Annotated in this window: 20 protein-coding genes and 1 tRNA gene; 7 read left to right on the plus strand and 14 right to left on the minus strand. The window is 61.7% G+C overall.

Annotated features, from left to right (window positions below):
* Positions 1-103: 103 nt before the first annotated feature.
* Positions 104-862, minus strand: coding sequence for a DeoR/GlpR family DNA-binding transcription regulator (locus LB526_RS07165; RefSeq protein WP_224627032.1), 759 nt, complete (start codon positions 860-862; stop codon positions 104-106).
* Between the two features lie 112 nt (positions 863-974).
* On the opposite strand from LB526_RS07165, the gene LB526_RS07170 reads away from it, so the two are divergent.
* Together LB526_RS07170 and rnd are read left to right on the plus strand one after the other, a co-directional pair.
* Complete coding sequence (locus LB526_RS07170; RefSeq protein WP_224627033.1) at positions 975-2,183, plus strand: MFS transporter; 1,209 nt, start codon at positions 975-977, stop codon at positions 2,181-2,183.
* 129 nt (positions 2,184-2,312) lie between these two features.
* A complete protein-coding gene (gene rnd, locus LB526_RS07175; protein ID WP_224608522.1) occupies positions 2,313-3,464 on the plus strand; it encodes a ribonuclease D in 1,152 nt (383 codons plus the stop codon).
* Positions 3,465-3,668: 204 nt separating this feature from the next.
* Here the strand turns inward: rnd and LB526_RS07180 are convergent, their stop codons facing one another.
* The 5 genes from LB526_RS07180 to LB526_RS07200 form a co-directional block, all read right to left on the minus strand.
* On the minus strand, positions 3,669-4,088 hold the full coding sequence (locus tag LB526_RS07180) for an MAPEG family protein (RefSeq protein WP_224627034.1): 420 nt from the start codon (positions 4,086-4,088) through the stop codon (positions 3,669-3,671).
* A gap of 10 nt (positions 4,089-4,098) precedes the next feature.
* The gene (locus tag LB526_RS07185; RefSeq protein ID WP_224627035.1) at positions 4,099-4,644 is read right to left on the minus strand and encodes a hypothetical protein; all 546 of its coding nucleotides are present in this window, start codon (positions 4,642-4,644) and stop codon (positions 4,099-4,101) included.
* Between the two features lie 46 nt (positions 4,645-4,690).
* On the minus strand, positions 4,691-6,193 hold the full coding sequence (gene guaB / locus LB526_RS07190) for an IMP dehydrogenase (protein WP_224627036.1): 1,503 nt from the start codon (positions 6,191-6,193) through the stop codon (positions 4,691-4,693).
* Between the two features lie 132 nt (positions 6,194-6,325).
* Positions 6,326-6,775 (minus strand): PIN domain-containing protein, encoded by a 450-nt coding sequence (locus tag LB526_RS07195; protein WP_224530769.1) that lies wholly within the window; start codon positions 6,773-6,775, stop codon positions 6,326-6,328.
* Positions 6,772-7,017 (minus strand): type II toxin-antitoxin system Phd/YefM family antitoxin, encoded by a 246-nt coding sequence (locus LB526_RS07200; RefSeq protein WP_095767718.1) that lies wholly within the window; start codon positions 7,015-7,017, stop codon positions 6,772-6,774. Before LB526_RS07200 ends, LB526_RS07195 begins: the two co-directional genes overlap by 4 nt.
* Before the next feature lie 211 nt (positions 7,018-7,228).
* Here LB526_RS07200 and LB526_RS07205 point away from each other — a divergent pair, with 211 nt between their 5' ends.
* The gene (locus LB526_RS07205) at positions 7,229-8,650 is read left to right on the plus strand and encodes an MFS transporter (RefSeq protein ID WP_224627037.1); all 1,422 of its coding nucleotides are present in this window, start codon (positions 7,229-7,231) and stop codon (positions 8,648-8,650) included.
* Between the two features lie 42 nt (positions 8,651-8,692).
* On the opposite strand, the gene LB526_RS07210 is transcribed toward LB526_RS07205, so the two are convergent.
* Both LB526_RS07210 and LB526_RS07215 read right to left on the minus strand, forming a co-directional pair.
* A complete protein-coding gene (locus LB526_RS07210; RefSeq protein WP_095767720.1) occupies positions 8,693-9,388 on the minus strand; it encodes an RlmE family RNA methyltransferase in 696 nt (231 codons plus the stop codon).
* Positions 9,388-10,737, minus strand: coding sequence for a Ppx/GppA phosphatase family protein (locus LB526_RS07215; protein WP_224530774.1), 1,350 nt, complete (start codon positions 10,735-10,737; stop codon positions 9,388-9,390). The genes LB526_RS07210 and LB526_RS07215 overlap by 1 nt, the downstream gene beginning before the upstream one ends.
* Before the next feature lie 262 nt (positions 10,738-10,999).
* Here LB526_RS07215 and LB526_RS07220 point away from each other — a divergent pair, with 262 nt between their 5' ends.
* Both LB526_RS07220 and LB526_RS07225 read left to right on the plus strand, forming a co-directional pair.
* Positions 11,000-11,932 (plus strand): YbhN family protein, encoded by a 933-nt coding sequence (locus tag LB526_RS07220; protein WP_095767722.1) that lies wholly within the window; start codon positions 11,000-11,002, stop codon positions 11,930-11,932.
* A 199-nt stretch (positions 11,933-12,131) separates the two neighbouring features.
* Positions 12,132-12,205, plus strand: a tRNA-Gln gene (locus LB526_RS07225).
* On the opposite strand, the gene LB526_RS07230 is transcribed toward LB526_RS07225, so the two are convergent.
* The 3 genes from LB526_RS07230 to LB526_RS07240 form a co-directional block, all read right to left on the minus strand.
* Positions 12,173-13,762: a recombinase family protein gene (locus LB526_RS07230; protein WP_224627038.1), complete on the minus strand. Its 1,590-nt coding sequence runs from the start codon at positions 13,760-13,762 to the stop codon at positions 12,173-12,175. The genes LB526_RS07225 and LB526_RS07230 overlap by 33 nt on opposite strands.
* 66 nt (positions 13,763-13,828) lie before the next feature.
* Entirely contained in the window at positions 13,829-14,077 is a 249-nt protein-coding gene (locus LB526_RS07235; RefSeq protein WP_224627039.1) for a hypothetical protein, read from the minus strand.
* Positions 14,078-14,151: 74 nt separating this feature from the next.
* Positions 14,152-14,742, minus strand: a complete 591-nt coding sequence (locus tag LB526_RS07240) for a hypothetical protein (protein ID WP_224627040.1) — start codon at positions 14,740-14,742, stop codon at positions 14,152-14,154.
* 136 nt (positions 14,743-14,878) lie between these two features.
* On the opposite strand from LB526_RS07240, the gene LB526_RS07245 reads away from it, so the two are divergent.
* Together LB526_RS07245 and LB526_RS07250 are read left to right on the plus strand one after the other, a co-directional pair.
* Positions 14,879-15,115, plus strand: coding sequence for a helix-turn-helix domain-containing protein (locus LB526_RS07245; RefSeq protein WP_224627286.1), 237 nt, complete (start codon positions 14,879-14,881; stop codon positions 15,113-15,115).
* A 241-nt stretch (positions 15,116-15,356) separates the two neighbouring features.
* Positions 15,357-16,262 carry an HTH domain-containing protein gene (locus LB526_RS07250; protein ID WP_224627042.1) on the plus strand — a complete coding sequence of 302 codons (906 nt, stop codon included), beginning with the start codon at positions 15,357-15,359 and terminating at the stop codon, positions 16,260-16,262.
* Here LB526_RS07250 and LB526_RS07255 read toward each other — a convergent pair.
* Genes LB526_RS07255 through LB526_RS07265 form a run of 3 tightly spaced genes read right to left on the minus strand, consistent with a single transcriptional unit; the run spans position 16,252 to position 19,444 of the window.
* Positions 16,252-18,111, minus strand: coding sequence for a hypothetical protein (locus LB526_RS07255; RefSeq protein ID WP_224627043.1), 1,860 nt, complete (start codon positions 18,109-18,111; stop codon positions 16,252-16,254). The two genes, LB526_RS07250 and LB526_RS07255, sit on opposite strands and share 11 nt — an antisense overlap.
* Positions 18,108-18,626, minus strand: a complete 519-nt coding sequence (locus LB526_RS07260) for an AAA family ATPase (protein ID WP_411967223.1) — start codon at positions 18,624-18,626, stop codon at positions 18,108-18,110. Before LB526_RS07260 ends, LB526_RS07255 begins: the two co-directional genes overlap by 4 nt.
* Complete coding sequence (locus tag LB526_RS07265; RefSeq protein WP_224627045.1) at positions 18,623-19,444, minus strand: HD domain-containing protein; 822 nt, start codon at positions 19,442-19,444, stop codon at positions 18,623-18,625. The genes LB526_RS07260 and LB526_RS07265 overlap by 4 nt, the downstream gene beginning before the upstream one ends.
* Positions 19,445-19,634: the final 190 nt, after the last annotated feature.

Here is a 19,634-nt window from a genome sequence, read left to right on the forward strand (position 1 = left end):
GGAAATTGCGGGCGTCGGCCCGGCTCGAAAATTGGCGCGAAAAGCGCATGAGAGGCCGGCTTTGTCAAGGCAAGCGGTCACACAGGCGCGCCGCTGCGACTGTTCAGGCAAAGTGGACTTGCACACCCCGGCTTTGGAAATCGGCGAGCGTGGCAGCAGGCGCGGTCCTTTCCACCACGAGATGGCGGATCGCATCCGCTTCCGCCACGCGATAGGGTGCGGCGGTGGCGAGCTTGTCGTTGGTGACTGCAATGACGATGCCAGCGCTGTTTTTCGCCATGGCGCGTTTCACCTCGGCTTCGGCCGAATCGAAAGCGGTGACGCCGCGCGCGACATCCAGCCCGCAGGAGCCCAGAAAGAACAGATCGGCGCCGAGCTGCGCCACAGCGGCGAGCGTATCGGTCCCGACGCAGGTTCCGAGATCGGGCACATAGCGGCCGCCGAGCACGATCAGCTCGACCAGGGGAAGGTCCGTCAGAGCCGAGGCGACGCCCAGCGAATTGGTGGCGACGGTCAGCTCCAGATCGCGCGGGATCGCCCGGGCGATCGCCTCGTTGGTCGTGCCGCCGTCGATGAACAGCGACTGCCCCGTGCCGAGCAGCGCAACAGCCGCCTTGGCGAGCCGGGTTTTTTCCTCGACCGCATGACGGCTGCGCTGGCTGAGCGCTGCGGCGGCAAAAGGCGCGGAGGCGACCGCGCCGCCATAGACGCGACGCAGCTGCCCGGCCTTCGCCAGTTCCCTCAGGTCGCGGCGCACAGTGTCCTCCGACACGCCGAAACGGCTGGCGAGCTCGCCGGCCAGCACTTTTCCGTCGGCCGCAAGCTGGTCGCGAATGAGTTGGTGGCGTTCTTCGGTGAGCATGCGCGATCCTGTTTATTTGTGCACGTTGTTGCATGTTTTGCCGGTTCATGCAAGAAACAGAGTCGCCGCAGCCTGAGAGCCGCCGCCAAAATCTCCTTATCGGATTTGCCTGATGACCCTTGGCCTGAAACTCGCCCCCCAGCACCGCGTCTATGCCGGCTTCGCGATCTATTCCTTTGCCATGGGCAATATCTTTCCGCGGCTGCCCGACATCAAGCGGGCCATGCAGATCGAGGACGGCACGCTCGGTTTCGCCCTGATCGGGACGCCGATCGGCACTCTGATCGCGCTGACGCTGGCGACGCCGACCCTGGAGCGCGTCGGCTTCCGCCGCGCGCTGCTGTGGCTGGTGCCGCTGCTTGGCTTCGCCTATGCCGTCGCGGTGCATGCGTCAGGCCCCGCGGCCCTGTTCCTGATGCTGCTCCCGGTCGGATTGATGATCGGCAGCATCGAGATCATCTTGAATGTCGAGGCGGACAGGACCGAGTTCCTGCTCAAGCGCCGGATCATGAACCGGGCGCATTCGTTCTGGAGCATCGGCTTCTTCGGCGCAGGCCTGTTCGGCGGCGCGCTGGCGCATCTCGGCCTGTCGCCGCAACTGCATCTGGCGCTGGTGGTGCCGACGGTGGCGGTTGCGATGGCGCTGTTCCTGGGCGGCTTCGAACCCGCGCCTGCCCGTTTCGCCGCGACCGGCGACAAGCCGCCGATATTCGCCCGTCCGACGCTGCCGATCCTGATCCTCGTCGCGGTGACACTGTCGGCAATGCTGATGGAAGGGGCCAGCATGGACTGGTCCGCCATCTATATGCGCACAGTGTTCGACTCGGGCCCCTTCGTTGCCGCCTTCACCGTGGCGCTGTTCGCCTTCTCGCAGGCAACGACACGCTTCTTCGCCGACAGCTTTGTCGACCGCCATTCGCCGAGCGGCGTAGCGCGCGTGCTGCTGGCGACAATGGCGGTCGGCGTGTTCATCGTCTTCTTCTCGCCCCTGCCCTTCATCTCGATGCTGGGCTTTGCGCTTCTAGGCATCGGCAGCAGCGCCATCTTTCCGCTGGCGATCTCGGCTGCGGCGCAGCGTACCGACCGTCCGGCAGCGATCAATGTCGCGGCCCTGTCGCAGATCTCCTTCGTCGCCTTTCTGCTTGGCCCGCCGCTGCTCGGCTTCGTGTCGGACCACTGGGGCATCCGCTCGGCCTATGGCATCGGTATCCCCTTCATCCTGCTCAGCCTGGCCACAGCCGGCGTGCTTGGCCGACGGCCATCGGCCGAAGCCGCGGATACCGCAAGGCAAAGCGTGGAGGCGCAGGCCGGCGAGGCCTGAACCGCGCCGCCGGGCCATCGCATATCGCCATCGCGCGAAACTAGCGGTGCGTGACGACGTCGCGGCGCTTGACGAATGCCCGCGCGGCTGAAATTGAAAGAGGCCTAATATTGTGCCAAAAGCGATTTGATGCAGGTCATCACCACACAAGAAGAACTCGAGAGCGTTGTCGCAGCGTTCGAAAAGTCGGAATTCGTTACCGTCGATACCGAATTCATTCGCGAGACAACCTTCTGGCCGATCCTTTGCCTTATCCAGATCGCCGCGCCTGGGATTGAGGCGCTTATCGATCCGTTATCGCCCGGCATCGACCTGAAACCGTTTTTCCGGCTCATGGCCAACGAAGCGGTGCTGAAGGTTTTTCACGCGGCGCGCCAGGACATCGAAATCATCGTCCATCTCGGCGATCTGGTGCCGCATCCGGTGTTCGACACCCAGGTGGCGGCGATGGTCTGCGGCTTCGGCGACAGCGTTTCCTACGACCAGCTCGTGCAGAAGGTCACCGGAGCCCGGCTGGACAAGTCCTCGCGCTTCACCGACTGGCGGCACCGGCCGCTCTCCGACAAGCAGCTCGAATACGCGCTTGCCGACGTCACCCACCTGATCGAGGTCTACCAGCATCTCAGCGCCGAGCTGAAGCGCGAGAATCGCGGCCACTGGCTGAACGAGGAGATGGATGTCCTCACCTCGCGCGACACTTACGATCCGCATCCCGAGGATGCCTGGAAACGGCTGAAGATGCGGCTGCGCAAACCGCAGGAGCTGGCGATCGTGCAGGCGGTGGCGGCCTGGCGCGAACGCGAGGCGCGCGAGCGCGACGTGCCGCGCGGCCGCGTGCTCAAGGACGACGCGATCTATGAGATCGCCCAGCAGGCGCCGCGCGATGCGGCCGCGCTCGGCAAGCTGCGCACCACGCCGAAAGGCTGGGAACGCTCCGCCACGGCAACCGCGCTGCTCGGCGCGGTCAACGCGGCGCTGGCGCTGCCCAAGGACGCGATGCCGAAACTGCCGAAAAGCGTGCAGCCGCCGGAGGGGTCGAGTGCGGCGGCGGAACTGCTCAAGGTGCTGCTCAGGATCGTCGCAGAGAAGGAAGGCGTGGCCACCAAGGTGCTTGCCTCCAGCGACGATATCGACCGCATCGCCGCCGAGGGCGACGAAGCCGACGTGGCGGCATTGCAGGGCTGGCGGCGCGCCGTTTTCGGCGAGCAGGCGCTGAGGCTGGTACGCGGCGAGATCGGCATCAAATTCGACAAGCGCCGGATCGCGTTGTTCGAGCTGTAGCGGCTTTCCCTTCTCCCCTTGTGGGAGAAGGTGGATCGGCGCGCAGCGCCGAGACGGATGAGGGGTGTTCCGGCGGAGTGAAACGCTGGCGATCTCCTATCGCGGCATCCAACGCTGGCTTAAGTCCCTGTCAAACTGGAACACCCTTCATCCGGCCGCTGCGCGGCCACCTTCGTCCACAAGGGGAGAAGGGAAAGGCGAGCCTCACACTACCTCGAGCAGGTGGAGCGCGAACCAGATCCAGGCGATGAGAAGTATGCCGGCGCCAAGGAAGAAGGCGCGGCTGCGGTGCAGCACATGGTTTCTGTCGAGATGCACCCAGGCGTGGACATAGCGCGTGACTATGAACAGCCACATCAACGCCAGCGTCAGATAGTTCACGCCGCTGGTGACGAACAGCGCCAGGCAGAGCACGTGGAAGAGAACCGGCAGTTCGAACTGGTTGATCAGGTTGTTGGCGACGGTGACGCTCGAGGCCGGCTCGGTTGAGCGGACCCTGTACTGGCCGATCCTGGCCTCGCCGGACTTAACAGCGAGATAGCGCCGCTTGAACATCACCAGATAGACGACATAGACCAGAAGCACATGCGCCAGCATCGGCCAGAAGATGGCTGTCTGGCGCATCTGCTTGTCCTCAGCGTCGCCGCCCGGCCAGCGCGAAGACCGCGATGACGAAGACCGGGATCGCCAGCAGCGCGAATTTGCTGACGGTCAGCAAAGAGGCGAAGGCCAGCGAATCGGGATTGGCCAGCTGGAAATCGGAGAGCAGCCGCGCCATGGCAAAATTCTGGGTGTAGTCGGCGACCGCATATGGAGCCACCAGCACCAGCGAGAACAAGGCCTGCAGCTGCGCCGGCATGGCGCGGAAGGTGCTGAGTCGCCGCCCGAAGGCGAGGATAAGGCTGACCAGCGTCAGCGACAGCAGCGCCGGGAACAAAAGGTCGAAGGTCAGATAGTGCCAGACGATGATGATCTCGCCGCCGCGCCGGCCGAGCGCGGTGAGCCACGCCATGCCTTCGTCGGGCGTGAAGCCGGCGACGCGCATGTCGAGCGAGGCCAGGCCGCCGCTCAAGCGCTGGAAATAGAGAAACTCCAGCGCCGTCATGAGGAGGAAGAGCGCAATCGAGGCGATGGAGAGCGCTGCCGCGTGACGCGACAGCCGAAGCACCGCCACGCTCAAGTCACGCCACAGTCCCCGCCGGCGGTCAGGCCGATCGGTCTGCCGATCAAATTCCGCCCGGGTAATTGGGGCTTTCGCGGGTGATCGTGACGTCATGGGCATGGCTTTCACGAAGTCCGGCGTTGGATATGCGCACAAAAGTGGCGCGCTCGCGGAAATCTGCAAGATCACGTCCACCCACATAACCCATAGCGGCTTTCAGGCCGCCTGCAAGCTGGTGCAGCACGCCAGCCACAGGTCCTTTATAGGGAACCTGCCCTTCAATGCCCTCCGGAACCAGCTTCAGCGTGTCGCGAACTTCAGCCTGGAAGTAGCGGTCGGCCGAGCCGCGCGCCATGGCGCCGACCGAACCCATGCCCCGATACGCTTTGAAGGAGCGGCCCTGGTGGAGATAGACCTCGCCGGGGCTCTCGTCGGTGCCGGCAAGCAGCGAACCGATCATGGCCGCGCTTGCGCCGGCGGCGAGCGCCTTGGCGAGATCGCCTGAATATTTGATGCCGCCATCGGCGATGACGCTGACGCCGGCCCTGCTGGCCGTCTCGACCGCCGACATGATTGCCGACAGCTGCGGGACACCGACACCGGCGACCATTCTGGTGGTGCAGATCGAACCCGGGCCGATGCCGACCTTGACGGCGTCGGCGCCAGCGTCGATCAGCGCCTGCGTGCCCTCGGCGGTGGCGACATTGCCGGCCAGGATGCGCACGGAGTTCGACAGTTTCTTCGCCCGCGTCACCGCATCCAGCACGCGCTGCGAATGGCCATGCGCGGTGTCGATGACCAAAAGATCGACGCCGGCATCAATCAGGCGCTCGGCGCGCTCGAACCCGTCGTCGCCGACGCTGGTGGCGGCCGCCGCGCGCAGGCGCCCCTGCGCGTCCTTGGTGGCGTGCGGGTTGAGCTGCGACTTCTCGATGTCCTTGACGGTGATCAGGCCGACGCAATTGCCGTTCCTGTCGACCACTACCAGCTTCTCGATGCGATGCTTGTGAAGGAGACGCTTGGCTTCGTCCTGGTCGACATTCTCCTTGACCGTGATCAGGTTCTCACGCGTCATCAGCTCGTAGACCTTCTGCGACGGATCGGAGGCGAAGCGCACGTCGCGGTTGGTGAGGATGCCGACGAGGCGGCCGACCGTGTGGCCGCCGGTGCCGCCATTTTCGACCACCGGAATGCCGGAAATCGAATAGGTGCGCATCAGCGCCAGCGCATCGGCCAGCGTGGCGTCGGGGCCGATGGTGACTGGGTTCACCACCATGCCGGATTCGAATTTCTTCACCTGCCTGACCTGCTCGGCCTGTTCGGACGGCGAGAAATTGCGGTGGATGACGCCGATGCCGCCGGCCTGCGCCATAGCGATCGCCAGCCGCGCTTCGGTGACGGTGTCCATGGCTGCCGACAGGATCGGCACGTTGAGATCGATGTCGCCTGCAATTCGGGTGCGGATGTCGGTCTCGCCAGGCATGACTTCGGAATGGCCGGGCTGCAAGAGCACGTCGTCGAAAGTCAGCGCCAGCGCGCCGGTGGACGTTTCGATGATTTTTGCCATGGCCAGTCCTTTTGAATGCGGAAAAGGCGCCGGGCCGATTGGCCAGCGCCGACTCTCTTCTTCCCTTTCAGGATTGGCGCTGGCTGGTAACACGTCCTGTCGCGGTTGAAAAGCCGATCGTTGCGAGACGGCCTATTCGATGCCGAGAAGAGCATCGAGCAAAGCGTGGCGCGGCAACTCAAAAGGATTGACGACAGTTACGCCGCCCCACGTAAAACCGTCTTGAAGATCTTCTGACAAAAGGAGCCGGCAACCCGCTTGCGAAGCGGCGGAAAGAATGACGGCATCCCAGACGCCGAAACGATGGTCCGCAGCAAGATCGACAGCCGTCATCATCACTTCCGGCGTTGTTTCAATAACCGGGAAGGCGTCGCGCCAGCTAAGCAGTGTATCGCGAGCCTCCTGGGGCGACCTTCTAGCTTTGCGAAGCAGAACATTGAACAGTTCACCCAGCACTTGGACCGGAACAACCACAGCGCCTTGCGGAACGTTCCGTAGCAATTCGAGGGCGAGGTCGCGCTTCTCAGGATCATTGACGCCCTCCGCGTAGGCAAGGACGTTGGTATCCAGCGCGATCTTCACGGGTTATCCTCATAAAGATCCTCGCGAGTCCAGCGTCCTGCATTGACGATCGGCTGCCTTTCGAGTCGCGACAGCAGAGCTGCGCGCGACCGGGAGGCCACGCCCTCGTGCTTGTCCGCAGGCACGATCCGCGCCACTGGCCGCCCATGGCTGGTCACGACGTAGCTTTGCCCCTCGCGTACTTCACGCAGGATATGAGAGAATCTGCGATTGGCGTCGGCTGCAGAAACAGTTTCGTCCATGGTTGCACCTATAATGTAGTTATTATTACTACATAGCGGCCGGCCTTGCATTTGACAAGTCCGCGTACCGTGACGCCAACCAGGACTGCGCTCCCGCAAAAGTGACAGCAATTTAATGCGACATCCGGGGCGAGGCGTGATAACCGCCCGGTCGCACCGGTTCGCCCCCAAGCCGGGCCTAGATTCGCGAAGACAGATCAGGGCGTTTCCCTTGAACCGCATCATCCCGCTCATACTGGCGGTCGCATTGTTCATGGAGAACATGGATTCGACCGTGATCGCGACGTCGCTGCCGGCGATCGCTGTCGACATCCACACGAGCCCGATCGCGCTGAAGCTGGCGCTGACGGCTTATCTGGTGTCGTTGGCGATCTTCATTCCGATCAGCGGCTGGATGGCCGACCGGTTCGGCGCCAAGAACGTCTTTCGCGCTGCGATCGGTGTCTTCATCGCCGGCTCGGTTGCCTGCGCGTTTTCCAATTCACTGCCGGCTTTCGTTGTGTCGCGCTTCCTGCAAGGCATGGGCGGGGCGATGATGACGCCGGTCGGCCGCCTGGTGCTGGTGCGCGCCACGCCCAAGAGCGAGCTGGTCGCGGCGATGTCCTGGCTGACCGTGCCGGCGCTGGTCGGCCCGCTCGTCGGCCCGCCGATCGGCGGCTTCATCACCACATACTTCACCTGGCACTGGATTTTTCTGATCAACGTGCCAATCGGCTTTATCGGCATGTGGCTCGCCACCCGCTATCTGCCCAGGACGGAGCCCGCCGAGACGCCGCCGCTCGATTTCCCGGGCTTCGTGCTCTCCGGCCTTGCCGCTTCCGGCATCGTCTTCGGCCTTTCCGTCGTCAGCCTGCCGGCGCTGCCGCCGATGGCCGGCTTCATCACCATTGTAGTCGGCGTGGTCTCGGGCGCGCTCTATCTCCTTCATGCGCGGCACGCCAGGAATCCGCTGCTGGCGCTGGAGCTGTTCCGCAACCAGGTTTTCCGGTCCTCGGTGCTCGGCGGCTCGCTGTTTCGCATCGGCATCGGCGCGGTGCCGTTCCTTTTGCCGCTGATGTTCCAGATCGGCTTCGGGTTGACGCCCTTCCAGTCCGGCATGATCACCTTCGTCTCGGCGATCGGCGCCATCGGCATGAAGTTCGTGACCGCGCTGATCTTCAGGCTCGCCGGCTTCCGCCGCGTGCTGATCTGGGGCTCGCTTGTCGCGGCCGCATCGATCGCCATCTACGGCCTGTTCACGCCGCAGACGCCTTACGCCCTGATGCTGGCGATCCTTTTGGTCGGCGGCTTCATCCGCTCGATGTTCTACACCGGCGTCAATGCGCTTTCCTATGCCGAGATCACGCCCGCCGACACCAGCAAGGCGACACCGATCACGGCGGTTTTCCAGCAATTGTCGATCGCGCTCGGCGTGGCGCTGGCCGGCGGCGTCCTCGAAGTGTCGACCTCGATCCATGGCGGACCGCTGACCCTGCGGGATTTCCACATCGCCTTCTTCATCGTGGCAGCCGTCTCGGCGGCGGCATCGATCACCTTCATGCGGCTTGCGCCGGAGGCCGGCAACGCGGTCTCGGGCCACGGCCGGCTGACCAAGCCGAAGACGCTGGAAACGGTGGGGACCGCGGGGAAGTGAGCGCCGCTTCTCCTTCTCCCCTTGTGGGAGAAGGAGAAGGCGCTAGCCTTTGAACTCCTTCGCCAGCAAATACAGCTCCACCGATTCATCGCGCGAGGCCGGCGGTTTCACATGATGGACGGATCGGAAATTCTGCTTCAGCAATGACAAAAGCTCGTTCTCGGCGCCGCCCTGAAAAGTCTTGGCGAGGAAATGTCCGCCGGGCTCCAGGACGTGCAACGCGAAATCGGCCGCGACTTCGCACAGATGCATGGTGCGCAGATGGTCGGTGCGGCGATGCCCGGTCGTGGGTGCCGCCATATCGGACAGCACCACGTCCGGCCGGCCGCCGAGCGCCTCGGCAAGTTTTTGCGGCGCGTCGGGATCGAGGAAATCCATCTGCAGGATGACGGCGCCCGGAACCGCGGCCATTTCGAGATAGTCGATGCCGACGACATGTGGGTTTTCCGCCGTCGACTTCGTCCGCGCGGCCGCTACCTGGCACCAGCCGCCGGGCGCAGCGCCGAGGTCGATGACCTTCATGCCGGGCTTCAGCAGATGATGCTTGTCGTCGATCTCGATCAGCTTGTAGGCGGCGCGCGAGCGGTAGCCGTCGGCCTTGGAGCGCTGCACATAGGGATCGTTCATGTGACGCTCGAGCCAGCGGCGCGAGGATTCCTTCAAGCCGCTCTTCTTCTTGATCCTGGTCTTGAGGACGCGAATGCCGGCGGAACCCGGCTTATCCGGTTTTCTAGCCATCAACGGCCTCGCCCGCCATCGCGCCAGACACCGTCGTCGGCCATCAGCTCGCTCAGGATCCCCTCGCGCAGACCGCGGTCGGCGACGCGCAAGCGCTCGGACGGCCAGACACCGCGGATCGCTTCCAGAATGGCGCAGCCGGCGAGCACGAGGTCGGCGCGGTCGGCGCCGATGCAGGGGTTGGCGCAGCGCTGCTGGAAATCCCAGCCGATCAGGCGCTCGATCATGCGATCGACGCTGTCGCGGTCCATCCAGAGGCCATCGACGCGGCGGCGGTCGTAGCGATCGAGATCGAGATGCACGCCGGCCAGCGTCGTCACCGTGCCGGAGGTGCCGAGCAGGTGGAAGTTGGGACTTGCCAGCACATGTGCCAGCCGGTCGCGGCCGTCGAAGACCTTCAACCGCGCGGCCACGTCGTCGACCATGGCGGCAAAGGTCTCGCGCGTGACCGTGCGGCCGCCGAAGCGCTCGGCGAGCGACACCACGCCGACGGGCAGCGAGGTCCAGGAGACAATATGGTTGGCGAGCCGCGGAGAGCGCCGTCCGGTCAGGTCGATCAGCGCGATTTCCGACGAGCCGCCGCCGATGTCGAACAGCACCACGCCTTGCGTGTCGCGCTCGACCAGCGAGCCGCAACCGGAAACGGCAAGGCGGGCCTCGGTCTGGCGGTCGATGATCTCGAGCTTGAGTCCGGCCTCGCGCTCGACCCGATCCAAGAACTCGACACCGTTTGCGGCCGAACGGCAGGCTTCGGTGGCGATCAGCCTGGCTTTCCTGATCTTGCGGTTGCGCAGCTTCTCGCCACAGACCTTCAGCGCCTCGACCGCGCGATCCATCGCGGCTTGGCTGAGCCGGCCGCTGGCGGTCAGCCCCTCGCCCAGCCTGACGATGCGCGAGAAAGCGTCAATGACGCGGAACTGGCCGTGACGGCCAGGCACCGCGACCAGCAGCCGGCAATTGTTGGTGCCGAGGTCGAGCGCGGCGAAGACAGGCAATTCCTGTTGCGGCGGACGCTGCGGGGCCGCCAGCCTTGGCTCAACCGGCGAAAGCCCGCTCGGAGGCTGTTTTGTCGCCGTGGCGGCAGGCGCGGCATGCGGCACGGCGACGTTCTCGTCACGCGCGAACACCTTGCGGCCGCGCTTGCGCTTGCGTCGCTTGCGCGTCTTGCCTTTCGGTTGATCGCCATGCTGGTCGGCCTGGCTTAGGCCAATCTGTCGCTGGCCGGCATGTCTTTGGTGCGCACCCGCGTGGCGGCTGAATCGCGCCGTGTGCGGGCCCGCCGATTGCGTCGGCGATGCCCCGGACATGCCCACTGCCGACGCGCCCGCGCCGGTATCGTGGTCTTCCACTTCAGTTCCTTCCGGCGCCGCGCGAACCGGTAGCGGACGCAGCAGGCACCTCGATTTGTTCAAGTTGCCAACAGAGTAGCAGCGCAGTTCACAATCACCAAGAGCGCGAGGCCGAATTTCGCAAACGTCGCATTTTGCCAGATCACGTTGGGGCAATGTCTTGCCGGTTGAATAGCCGGCTTCAATCAGGCATGTCTGAAATGAAGGTTCGAAGGTTGGGCAACATCAAAATCAATGAGTTGCAACGCATGATGACGACGCCATGAATTGGAGGCGCTATTTCTGGCCGGTCATAGGCATCGCGGCCGTGGCGTTCTCGCTTTGGCTGCTCATCCACGAACTGCGCGGCGTTTCGCTCGACGACGTCTGGGCCGGCATTGCCGCCATCCCGCCGCGCGGCTGGGTGCTCGCGGCACTGAGCGCGGTCGTCGCCTATGCCTCGCTCGCCGGCTACGACCACATCGCGCTGCTGCATATCGGCAAGAAAGTATCGTGGCTGTTCGTCACGCTGTGCTCCTTCACCACTTACGCGGTGTCGCACAATATCGGCGGCTCGGTGTTTTCCGGCGCGGTCATCCGTTACCGCGCCTACGGCACGCGAGGACTGACCGGCCAGGAGGTCGGCGTGCTGGTGGCGATCTGCTGGTTCACCTTCATCCTGTCCAGCGTTTTTCTCGGCGGCCTCGTGCTGTTGCTGGAACCGCAGATCATCGATCGTTTCACGGGCGCGCCGCATCACGGCGCCGCATTCGCCGCAGGGCTCGCCATGCTCATCCTTGCCTGCGCCTACGCCTTCGGCAGTTGGCTGCGGCTGAGACCGCTGAAGATAGGCAGCTTCCAGCTGCACTATCCGGCGCTGCCGATCGTGGCGCGGCAATTGCTGATTGGGCCGGTCGAACTGCTCGGGGCCGCCGCGATCATCTATTTTGCCCTGCCCGAGATCGGCAATCCCGGCTATTTCGTGGTGCTCGGCGTGTTCATGGTGTCGTTCTCGATCGGGCTCCTGTCGCACGCGCCTGGCGCGCTCGGCGTGTTCGAATTCGTCTTCCTCACCGGGCTTTCGGACATGGATCCGGTCGGCGTGCTCGCCGCGCTTCTGGTGTTCCGCCTGTTCTATCTCATTGTTCCGCTGCTGATCGGCCTTGGCGTGGTGCTCTATTTCGAGCATTCCCAATACAGCAAAGGCGAGAGCTGAGCCTTCGGCGCCTGGCGGCAGAGCCAATGCATGTCGCCCAAAGTGCGGAACGGCTTTGGGAGAACGACATGCATCGGACAAAGGCTCAAAAAGCCTGCGTTGATCTCAGCTGCGGGCTTGACTATTTTCCGATGGCGGCTACAAGGCAGCGCTCGCGGCACATGAGCCGCCCGCATCGCGCGATACCAGACGCGCCTGCTGGGGAATAGGTTAACGGTAGACCCACGGACTCTGACTCCGTTAGTCCTGGTTCGAATCCAGGTTCCCCAGCCAAACTGGACTCCCTGTCGATACGACGCTCCGCTGTGTGCCTATCGCTGCTCCAGATGCGACCGTTTCCGAAAGTAGATCAAACGGTTGCCTGAAGACGGCGTGAATCTTGCCTCGGTCCCATTGGCAGTTCGACAGCACCAGATTCAAGAGCCGCTTTTTCTCGTGCGCAGGCTGTTTCGCAAACAGTCGGCTAGCGTTGCGCGCCAGTTCCAGCAGCCGGATGCCGTCCTCCATGTGTGATTCTTCGGCGCTGCCATGGCGCTCTATCTCGCGAAGCAGCCGTGTCTGTTCGGTTCGCCACTGTGCCGACATCCGATCGTAGAAGGCGTTGTCGATGCGGCCATCGAGCTTGTCGACATACATGGCGTGCAGCCGATCCTCGAGCCGCTTGTACTCGACTTGGCACCGATGGATCGCCTGTTCATGCTCGCGGCGCTCGTCGGCATGGCTGGCCATGAGGGCTGCCTTTACCCATTCCAATATCTCTTCGTCGAAGTGCAACCGGTCAAGCAGGTTGGCGAATGCCTGATCGAGCACTTCCTCGCGGACATATTTGCGGCGGCAATCACCGTATCCGCCCCGACCTTTGTTGGTATGCCCTGTGCAGTGATAGTAGACGTATCTGCCCTTCTTGATCTCAGCGACGACGGCGCAGCCGCATTCGATGCAGGTCATCAGGCCGGTGAAGGCGAACTCGGTTCCTATCGGGTGAGTCGGCACCGCATTGCGGCCCGTCAGGACGCCTTGGACCCGCTCCCATAGTTCGATCGATACGAGAGGTTCGTGCTTACCCCGGTGCAGTTTGCCGTTCCACTGGAACAGCCCCGTATAGAGGCGGTTGCGCAACATCATATGTACGGTGCTGACCGGAACCGGATTACCGCTCTTGGGATAGATCAGCCCGTCGCCATGGGCTGCCTTTGCCAAAGCCTTGAGCGAATACTGGCCGGTTGCGTAGCGCTCGAACAGCCGTGTGACGACTGGAGCCAGTTCTGGATGCGGCTCGATAGCCTTTTTGCCGTCCTTCCCGGTAGTGTTGACATAGCCGAGCGGAGCCTTTGTCGGCCAGATGCCCTGCTCCGCCTTCTCCATCTGCCCCTTGCGAGCTTCTTCTGACAAGTTGTCGATATAGTTCTTGGCCATCAAGACCTTGATGCCGTGCATGAATTTTTCAGATGAGCGCGAGTCTCGCGAAAGCGTCACACCTTCTTTCGCAAGGTGGATTTCTACATCCAGCTCATCGAGTGTCACCCAGTCCTTCAGGTTGCGATAGAGTCGGTCGGTCTTCTCGACCAGGACGCTTCGAATGCCTGGATGCTTTCGCAGATATTTGACCATCTCGGTAAAGTTGGTCCGGCCGGTGGTCTTGGCCGTCTCGACGTCAATAAACTCCTGCGCGATGTCGAACCGATGTTGCAGGGCGTAGTCGCGCAGCAGTTTGCATTGCGCCGGGATGGAGAAGCCTTCCTTCTCCTGCTCCTTGGAGGAGACGCGCGCATAAAGCAGCGCCTTTATAAGGCCTGCGGGCTTGGCGATCCGGACAATTCGCTGGTTCACCTGGGGTGCCTCCTTTCATCGCACGGTCGCAAATCCGAAGACCATCACGTGAGCATGAAGCGCCAGCTATTTGCCCCGGTCAATCCGTTCCCATTCGGCTAGGATACGGAAGAAGCCGCCGATGTTGTCGACGATTTGCCGTGCATCCTCTGTTGATAGCGACCGCCCCATGCGAGCCTCAAACAAGCGAGCCGTTCGTTCCAGGAACGCCTCGTCAACGACGCGCCGACGCGAAAACAGATCGGCCTGTACATTGCGTCCACCGTCGCGTTTTGTAGCGCGCCGCGTCGCCTTCACCACTTCTGTCCCGAGCATATCTGCATCGAGACAAGGATCGCCGAAATCGCTTCAGCGCCGAATGGCCGTTATGTGCGCCTGCGTATCCATTTCTACTCTGTATCAGCGCCATTGACCGGTTGCTGACCGAAGGGGATGTCGGCGGCCTGCTGACTGTGCCCGACTAGATCGGCGGCCATTGCTTGATACCGCCGACAATCCGCTTGAACGACGGATCGGTCAGGCCGTTCAAGCGGCGCACTCCCGGCGATTTCCTTCAAGTCTCGCAGGATCGATTCGATATGTGGCCAGGGAAAATCTGTCGGGTCGTCGATGTCGCGATCTGCGCCGACGATTATCTCGAGCTTGGCGACAACGCCGAGAAGTGAGTGCGCAGGCGTACGCGCAAGTCTATCCTGAATCTTCAAAGCCGCTGTTGCGGCCTCGACTTCCGCTTGATAGGCGATCGAGTAACCAACCTTCGTATCCATGGCCGCCGGATAGGCGGCGCCGAGAATGCGCGTTTCCAGGCGTTGTTGAAGCCGGCAGAGAATCCGCGAGACATGCTGCGCACGCAACCAGTCTCGTAGGAGTGCAAGAGCTGGGTCTGCCTCGTCGGAACGGGCAGATCCCTTTATAGCCCCCTCGCCTCTTCCCCCTAGCGTGACGGAAGACAAAGTCGTGCTATTGTCGGAATCAGCCATGATCCGAGCTCCACAACAGCTTGCACGTGGCTAGGCCGGATCGGTGTTGCATCACCTATCCGGCCGCCTGGTTGAAATCGAGACTACACAAAGTGCAGCATATGATCAATCGAAATCACTATATTATGGTGATTTTATGAACCCGGTGCAGTGCCGCATGGCACGCGCTGCATTGGGCTGGGGCGTCTTGGAGCTTGCTAAAGAGGCCGGCGTCTCAACTCAAACGGTTGTACGGTTCGAGCGAGGGGAGGCGCTGAAACAGTCCACAGTAGGTGAGCTTAGAGCAACGTTCGAAGCTGCAGGAATTGAGTTCATCGCAGAAAACGGTGGCGGCCCTGGAGTGCGTTTGTCCCGTCATTCTAGAGGCGCATAGTCCCGAGACTGTATGGTAAAGAATGTAAAGAAGGCAGCTTCCCACCGGCGTAAGACGCTCCTGTTCGGGTGAAGGAATGAACAACGATCAGAGGCTTGGCGCGTTGGCGAATGCCGTTTGATACGACACCGCAAAAGATGTTTGTCATTTGCGCAATCCCACAGCAGTCTGGTGACAGGGCCGCTGCGGATCGGTAAGGCTGGCTCCATGCTGGAGAATTTTGCGCCAGAGCAACAACCCGATGAACTCATACCTCAAGATGTCGGAAGCTGTCCTTAGCAAGTCGCGTCAGCCGCTGACGGCTCGCGAGATACTTGATGCGGCCTACCGCCTTCAACTGGTGCCTGATCATCTGTTTGGAAAGACGCAGCACAAGACACTTCACGCCCGCCTATGCGAGGACATCCTCCATAATCGCAGAGCGTCTCTTTTCGCCAGAACCGCACCGGGCCGCTTTTCCCTGGCGTCGCGCCTCGAAGCGGGCGGAAACAAGAGCGAGTATGTCGCGCCGCAGCGATCCTATCAGCTTAAGCAGTTCGATGTGCTCTGCGCGGACCGGGAGGGACTGGATTCGGCGCTTCAGGGCGTGACGGGACTTGTCGAATTCACATCGATCGCCCAGCAGTTTCGACGTCAAGTGCCCCTAAGGATCGCCGAGAAGGACTTGAGGCTGGTGCATTTGCGGTTGCTCGTCATGATCTGCTCGAACAGCGGGTTGTTGACTCTGGCTGCGATGGATGGGGCGGAGTTCGGCAGCGGTCGCGCGATCGGACTGCTGGGCTTCCTCAGAGGGTCTGACACAGACCTCTTTTCCGATGAACCATACGGTATCGATTCGGCCGCAAGACGGACGATCGCGGAGCAGTCGAGCGTATCGGTTCGCCGGATCCACGAGCTCACCAGCAGGCATCCGGCACGGACTCTGCGCTGCATCCGAGTCGCCGACGCATACAGCCGCAACAACTCCGTCGTTCTGTTGGCGCAGTATCGATGCGAGAAGCCGGATGAGTTCATCCGCTTCTTCCCGGCCAGCCGCGCTCCACGTTGGATGCGAGTGCCCGCCGAGATCAATGATATTTCCACCTTGGAGCGTGTATCGTCGCGCTTCATCGAACTGGCCGGGAATGGTGGAGTGGCTATTGCTTAGCGACTGCGATCACACGGTCAAGAGGCAGGCGTTTCAGTAGCTCTGCGAGCGTCTTCATGCCCGTGATGCGCCACTTGTCATCGGCTTTTGACGGGTCCGCCATGTCGGAAACGACACGGAGCACCGAAACAGGAACCTTGAAGGCATCCGCCGCGGCACAGACCCCACCTGCCTCCATCTCAATTCCCAACAGCTTATCCGCGGATTCGACCATCTTCCTGCGATGCACATCGCTGGCGACGACTTCGTCCGCGCTGGCGATCCTGCCTTCCCACAGCGAAGGTATTCTGCCTTTTTGCCAGTCGAACTCATGGGCGGAATACGAAGCCCATTCTTTTTGATCGAACTCCTTTGAAGTGGCGATCTCGTAGACGGCGCGGGTGCAGTTGAAGTCCCGCCGGCGGAACTTCGAATTGGCCTCTCCGTTATCGTCGTCCGTCACTTTGCGGGTCGCCAGATCCACGACCGTTTCCGCGCAGATCACGGCTCCTTGTTCGATCCTGGCCTCTTCAAACCCACCGGCCAGACCGACGCAGAAAAGAACATCCGGCGCGACATTGTTCGAAAGGTAGCGCATGACCTCGACCGCGGCCGCTACCCGGCCCATTGCTCTGGGACAGAGGACATCGACCCCAACGTCGCCGATCTTCCCAGAGGCCGCGGGGCTTCCCGCGGAACGCTCCAGACCGAATTGTTTGACGAGAACTTTGAGTTCTTCCTCAAGCGCCACAAATATAGCGATCGTCAATTGGTATCCTTTCAAAGAAGCTTTCGATTTTTGTGTCTCATCAGATCCACGCTTCGGCAGTCCATGCTCTTTCGTAAGAACGGTGGCGAGTTCGCCGCATGCGCTTGCGATCTCAACGATTTCGAAGTCCGACGGGTCGGATATCGCCGCGTCGAATCTTTCGGGGAGCCTTTGCCACTCAAAGGGCGTCTTCTTGATGGCGCGCGACAGATGGAACTGGAGATCGGTGTCCTTCGGGTACTTTCTCGCAAGGCCACAATAGGCGTCCATCAATTCGATAAATCCTGCATCGCGGCGGAACCGCATGATGGTGTCGGCGGAAGCTTCGAGCAGAAGCCTGTCGGCGCTCATCGCATCCAAAAACACACGGAACCTGCGCATGCTGTATACGACGCGCTCCGCCGGGAGGTAGAATTCCACAGGCATGTGAGGGATGTCGGCGAGTACGATGGCTTTGAATTCTCGGCAATATTCTTGGAAGTAGGTGTATTGCAGCGCGTCGCGCATCTGCTGCCGGAAAGGTGAGGCTGGTTCTACAAGATTTGGCTCGATCATCGACCAGGTCAGCGCCTTCCCATCGTCAGCCAGCCTCGCGGGAATGGCACGCATGTTCTCGATCACATTCGACGGCGCATTCTGGCGGATGCCGGCCCATGCCTGCAGGCGCGGCATGTCGACGCCGGTCATAAATCCCTTTACGATCGTCGGGCCTATTTGAACCTTTCGTTGGACGAGCGCGGCACCGTGTGAGCTGAGCAGTTCCATTCGCGCGTCATCGTACAGGCCTGAATAGCGGTTCCGAGCAAAAGAGTATTCGAGCCTCTTCTTTTCGGCGAAGTCGCTGAGATTTGTCTCCCGCATAGGCAGACGAACCAATCCTTTTTCAAGATAGGCTGACTGAACCTCGAACAGCTCGAACGCGTACTTATCCTCGACCACGAAGCCCGGAGGGGCGATGCAGAATTCTTCGCACAGCATGGCGCAGGCGTTCATCGGTCCGCGAAGCGTGCGCGCATGCTTTTCGTCGCCGAAGATATCGTAGAGCCTAAAGATTTCGCGCGTGTCGCGGTTCAGAAACTGGAGAAACAGGTTCCTTCTCATGCGCCCCTGGAGAAAATCGATCGGAGGGCGGCTTCAATCTCGTCCTTCGTGCCGTCGTTATGGATCGTGAAATCTGCTTCGGACGTATCGAGTTCCGTCTCGGACCTGTGTCTGCCGTCGACGTTGAGATTGAATACCTGGCCTCTGGCTGCCAGTCGGCATATCCTGGTCTCGTCTGACGCGACCACCCGGATGATCTCGAATCCTTGCTCGCGCGCGAAGCGGAAGTCCGCGGAAAAGCGCAACGCATCCACGCAGATTGACTCCTCGGGAGCAGCGCTCCGCAATGCCGCCCGAAAGAAGATCGAAGGATCGAGCTGCGTCAGCGCGTCGTCTATCCGTTGCGTGGATGCCTTTTCCTCGTTGCCAAACAGAAGCATCGAAATCTGACGACAGATGGCGCCAGTCGATATTCGCCGGATCCCGTAGTCCCGCCAAATCTGCTCCGCCACGGTAGACTTTCCTGCCCCAGATTTGCCGATCAGTGCAAACCGCCTCGCACGCGCTGATGTCATAGTTGGTCGGCGCCTTTCAGCTTCGCGAACACCGCTTCGCAAAACGCCAAGAGTTCGGCGGGCCTGGATCGTGCCACGTCATCTAGAAGATCATGAAGCACGAGCTTGAAGTGCTCCTGAAGCGGCGGGAACCGATGAACCCCAATCCTTGAATATCGAATGGTGAAGGCTGCGTGATCCGGCGTGATCCGGCCTTCCTTCCTAAGGCGTACAAAGACGAGCGCCTGCAGCTTGTCGAGGGCCTTTACGAACTGAGCTTCTGCGCTCGACACTTCGATAAGTTCCTCGAACATAGTTCGATAGGATTCGCGTAGCGAACGGCGCATGCTGGAGGAGAGAGCGTCAAGGGCACGGCGTTCTTCGCGATCCTTGTCGAGGCGCCGGCTGGGGTTGAATGCATGGGTGTCGGAGCCTTGTCCATCCTTGCCTACAGGGTCCTTGTCGCCCGTCACGATCTCAGGCTCGTCATGGACGAGGGCCAACTCGATCGCACGTCCGCGGTCGATCCATGGAAAATGCGGCGCCAGCAGAGGCACGCAGCGCGCGACGTTGAAGGAATGGGCAGCGACGTTCTCGAGCTCAAGTCTCCTGGGGACTGATTCGAGCTCGAGCGTTTCCTCTTCCCAGTACCGTTGGCCGAGGAACCGCACAATCTTCTGCAGGTCGTACAGGCGGTAAATCATGTTGACGTCCGCGCGGACATCCAGCGGATCTGGCAAGGAGACAGGGGCTATGTATGCTTCGAACGCCAGTTGATCGATGAGCATCTCAGTCGGAGACTTGTGAGGGGCGATCATCCTGGCTCTGATCTTATTCAAGTGATCACCGATCTGACGCCCAAGCGTGACCGTGCAGGCGCCCCAAACTCTGTGAACATTCGTGCTGATATAGTAGATTCGGCGCCGCAAGTCGCAATCAAAAATTGTAGGAGAGTGAACTCTATTGCCGAGGTAAACTTGCGCGCAACGGCAGCCTTTCGATAAGCTTGTTCGAATCCATACAGTCCTG

The sequence above is a fragment of the Mesorhizobium sp. CA6 genome, from assembly GCF_020165035.1.
GTDB lineage: Bacteria > Pseudomonadota > Alphaproteobacteria > Rhizobiales > Rhizobiaceae > Mesorhizobium.

Coding starts and splice junctions, on each gene's coding strand:
- LB526_RS07250 (WP_224627042.1), top strand. CDS start 15,357: ATGAACTCATACCTCAAGATGTCGGAAGCTGTCCTTAGCAAGTCGCGT.
- guaB (WP_224627036.1), bottom strand. CDS start 6,193: ATGGCAAAAATCATCGAAACGTCCACCGGCGCGCTGGCGCTGACTTTC.
- LB526_RS07260 (WP_411967223.1), bottom strand. CDS start 18,626: ATGACATCAGCGCGTGCGAGGCGGTTTGCACTGATCGGCAAATCTGGG.
- LB526_RS07245 (WP_224627286.1), top strand. CDS start 14,879: ATGAACCCGGTGCAGTGCCGCATGGCACGCGCTGCATTGGGCTGGGGC.
- rnd (WP_224608522.1), top strand. CDS start 2,313: ATGCAGGTCATCACCACACAAGAAGAACTCGAGAGCGTTGTCGCAGCG.
- LB526_RS07180 (WP_224627034.1), bottom strand. CDS start 4,088: ATGCGCCAGACAGCCATCTTCTGGCCGATGCTGGCGCATGTGCTTCTG.
- LB526_RS07235 (WP_224627039.1), bottom strand. CDS start 14,077: ATGCTCGGGACAGAAGTGGTGAAGGCGACGCGGCGCGCTACAAAACGC.
- LB526_RS07240 (WP_224627040.1), bottom strand. CDS start 14,742: ATGGCTGATTCCGACAATAGCACGACTTTGTCTTCCGTCACGCTAGGG.
- LB526_RS07210 (WP_095767720.1), bottom strand. CDS start 9,388: ATGGCTAGAAAACCGGATAAGCCGGGTTCCGCCGGCATTCGCGTCCTC.
- LB526_RS07255 (WP_224627043.1), bottom strand. CDS start 18,111: ATGAGAAGGAACCTGTTTCTCCAGTTTCTGAACCGCGACACGCGCGAA.
- LB526_RS07220 (WP_095767722.1), top strand. CDS start 11,000: ATGAATTGGAGGCGCTATTTCTGGCCGGTCATAGGCATCGCGGCCGTG.
- LB526_RS07170 (WP_224627033.1), top strand. CDS start 975: ATGACCCTTGGCCTGAAACTCGCCCCCCAGCACCGCGTCTATGCCGGC.
- LB526_RS07200 (WP_095767718.1), bottom strand. CDS start 7,017: ATGGACGAAACTGTTTCTGCAGCCGACGCCAATCGCAGATTCTCTCAT.
- LB526_RS07165 (WP_224627032.1), bottom strand. CDS start 862: ATGCTCACCGAAGAACGCCACCAACTCATTCGCGACCAGCTTGCGGCC.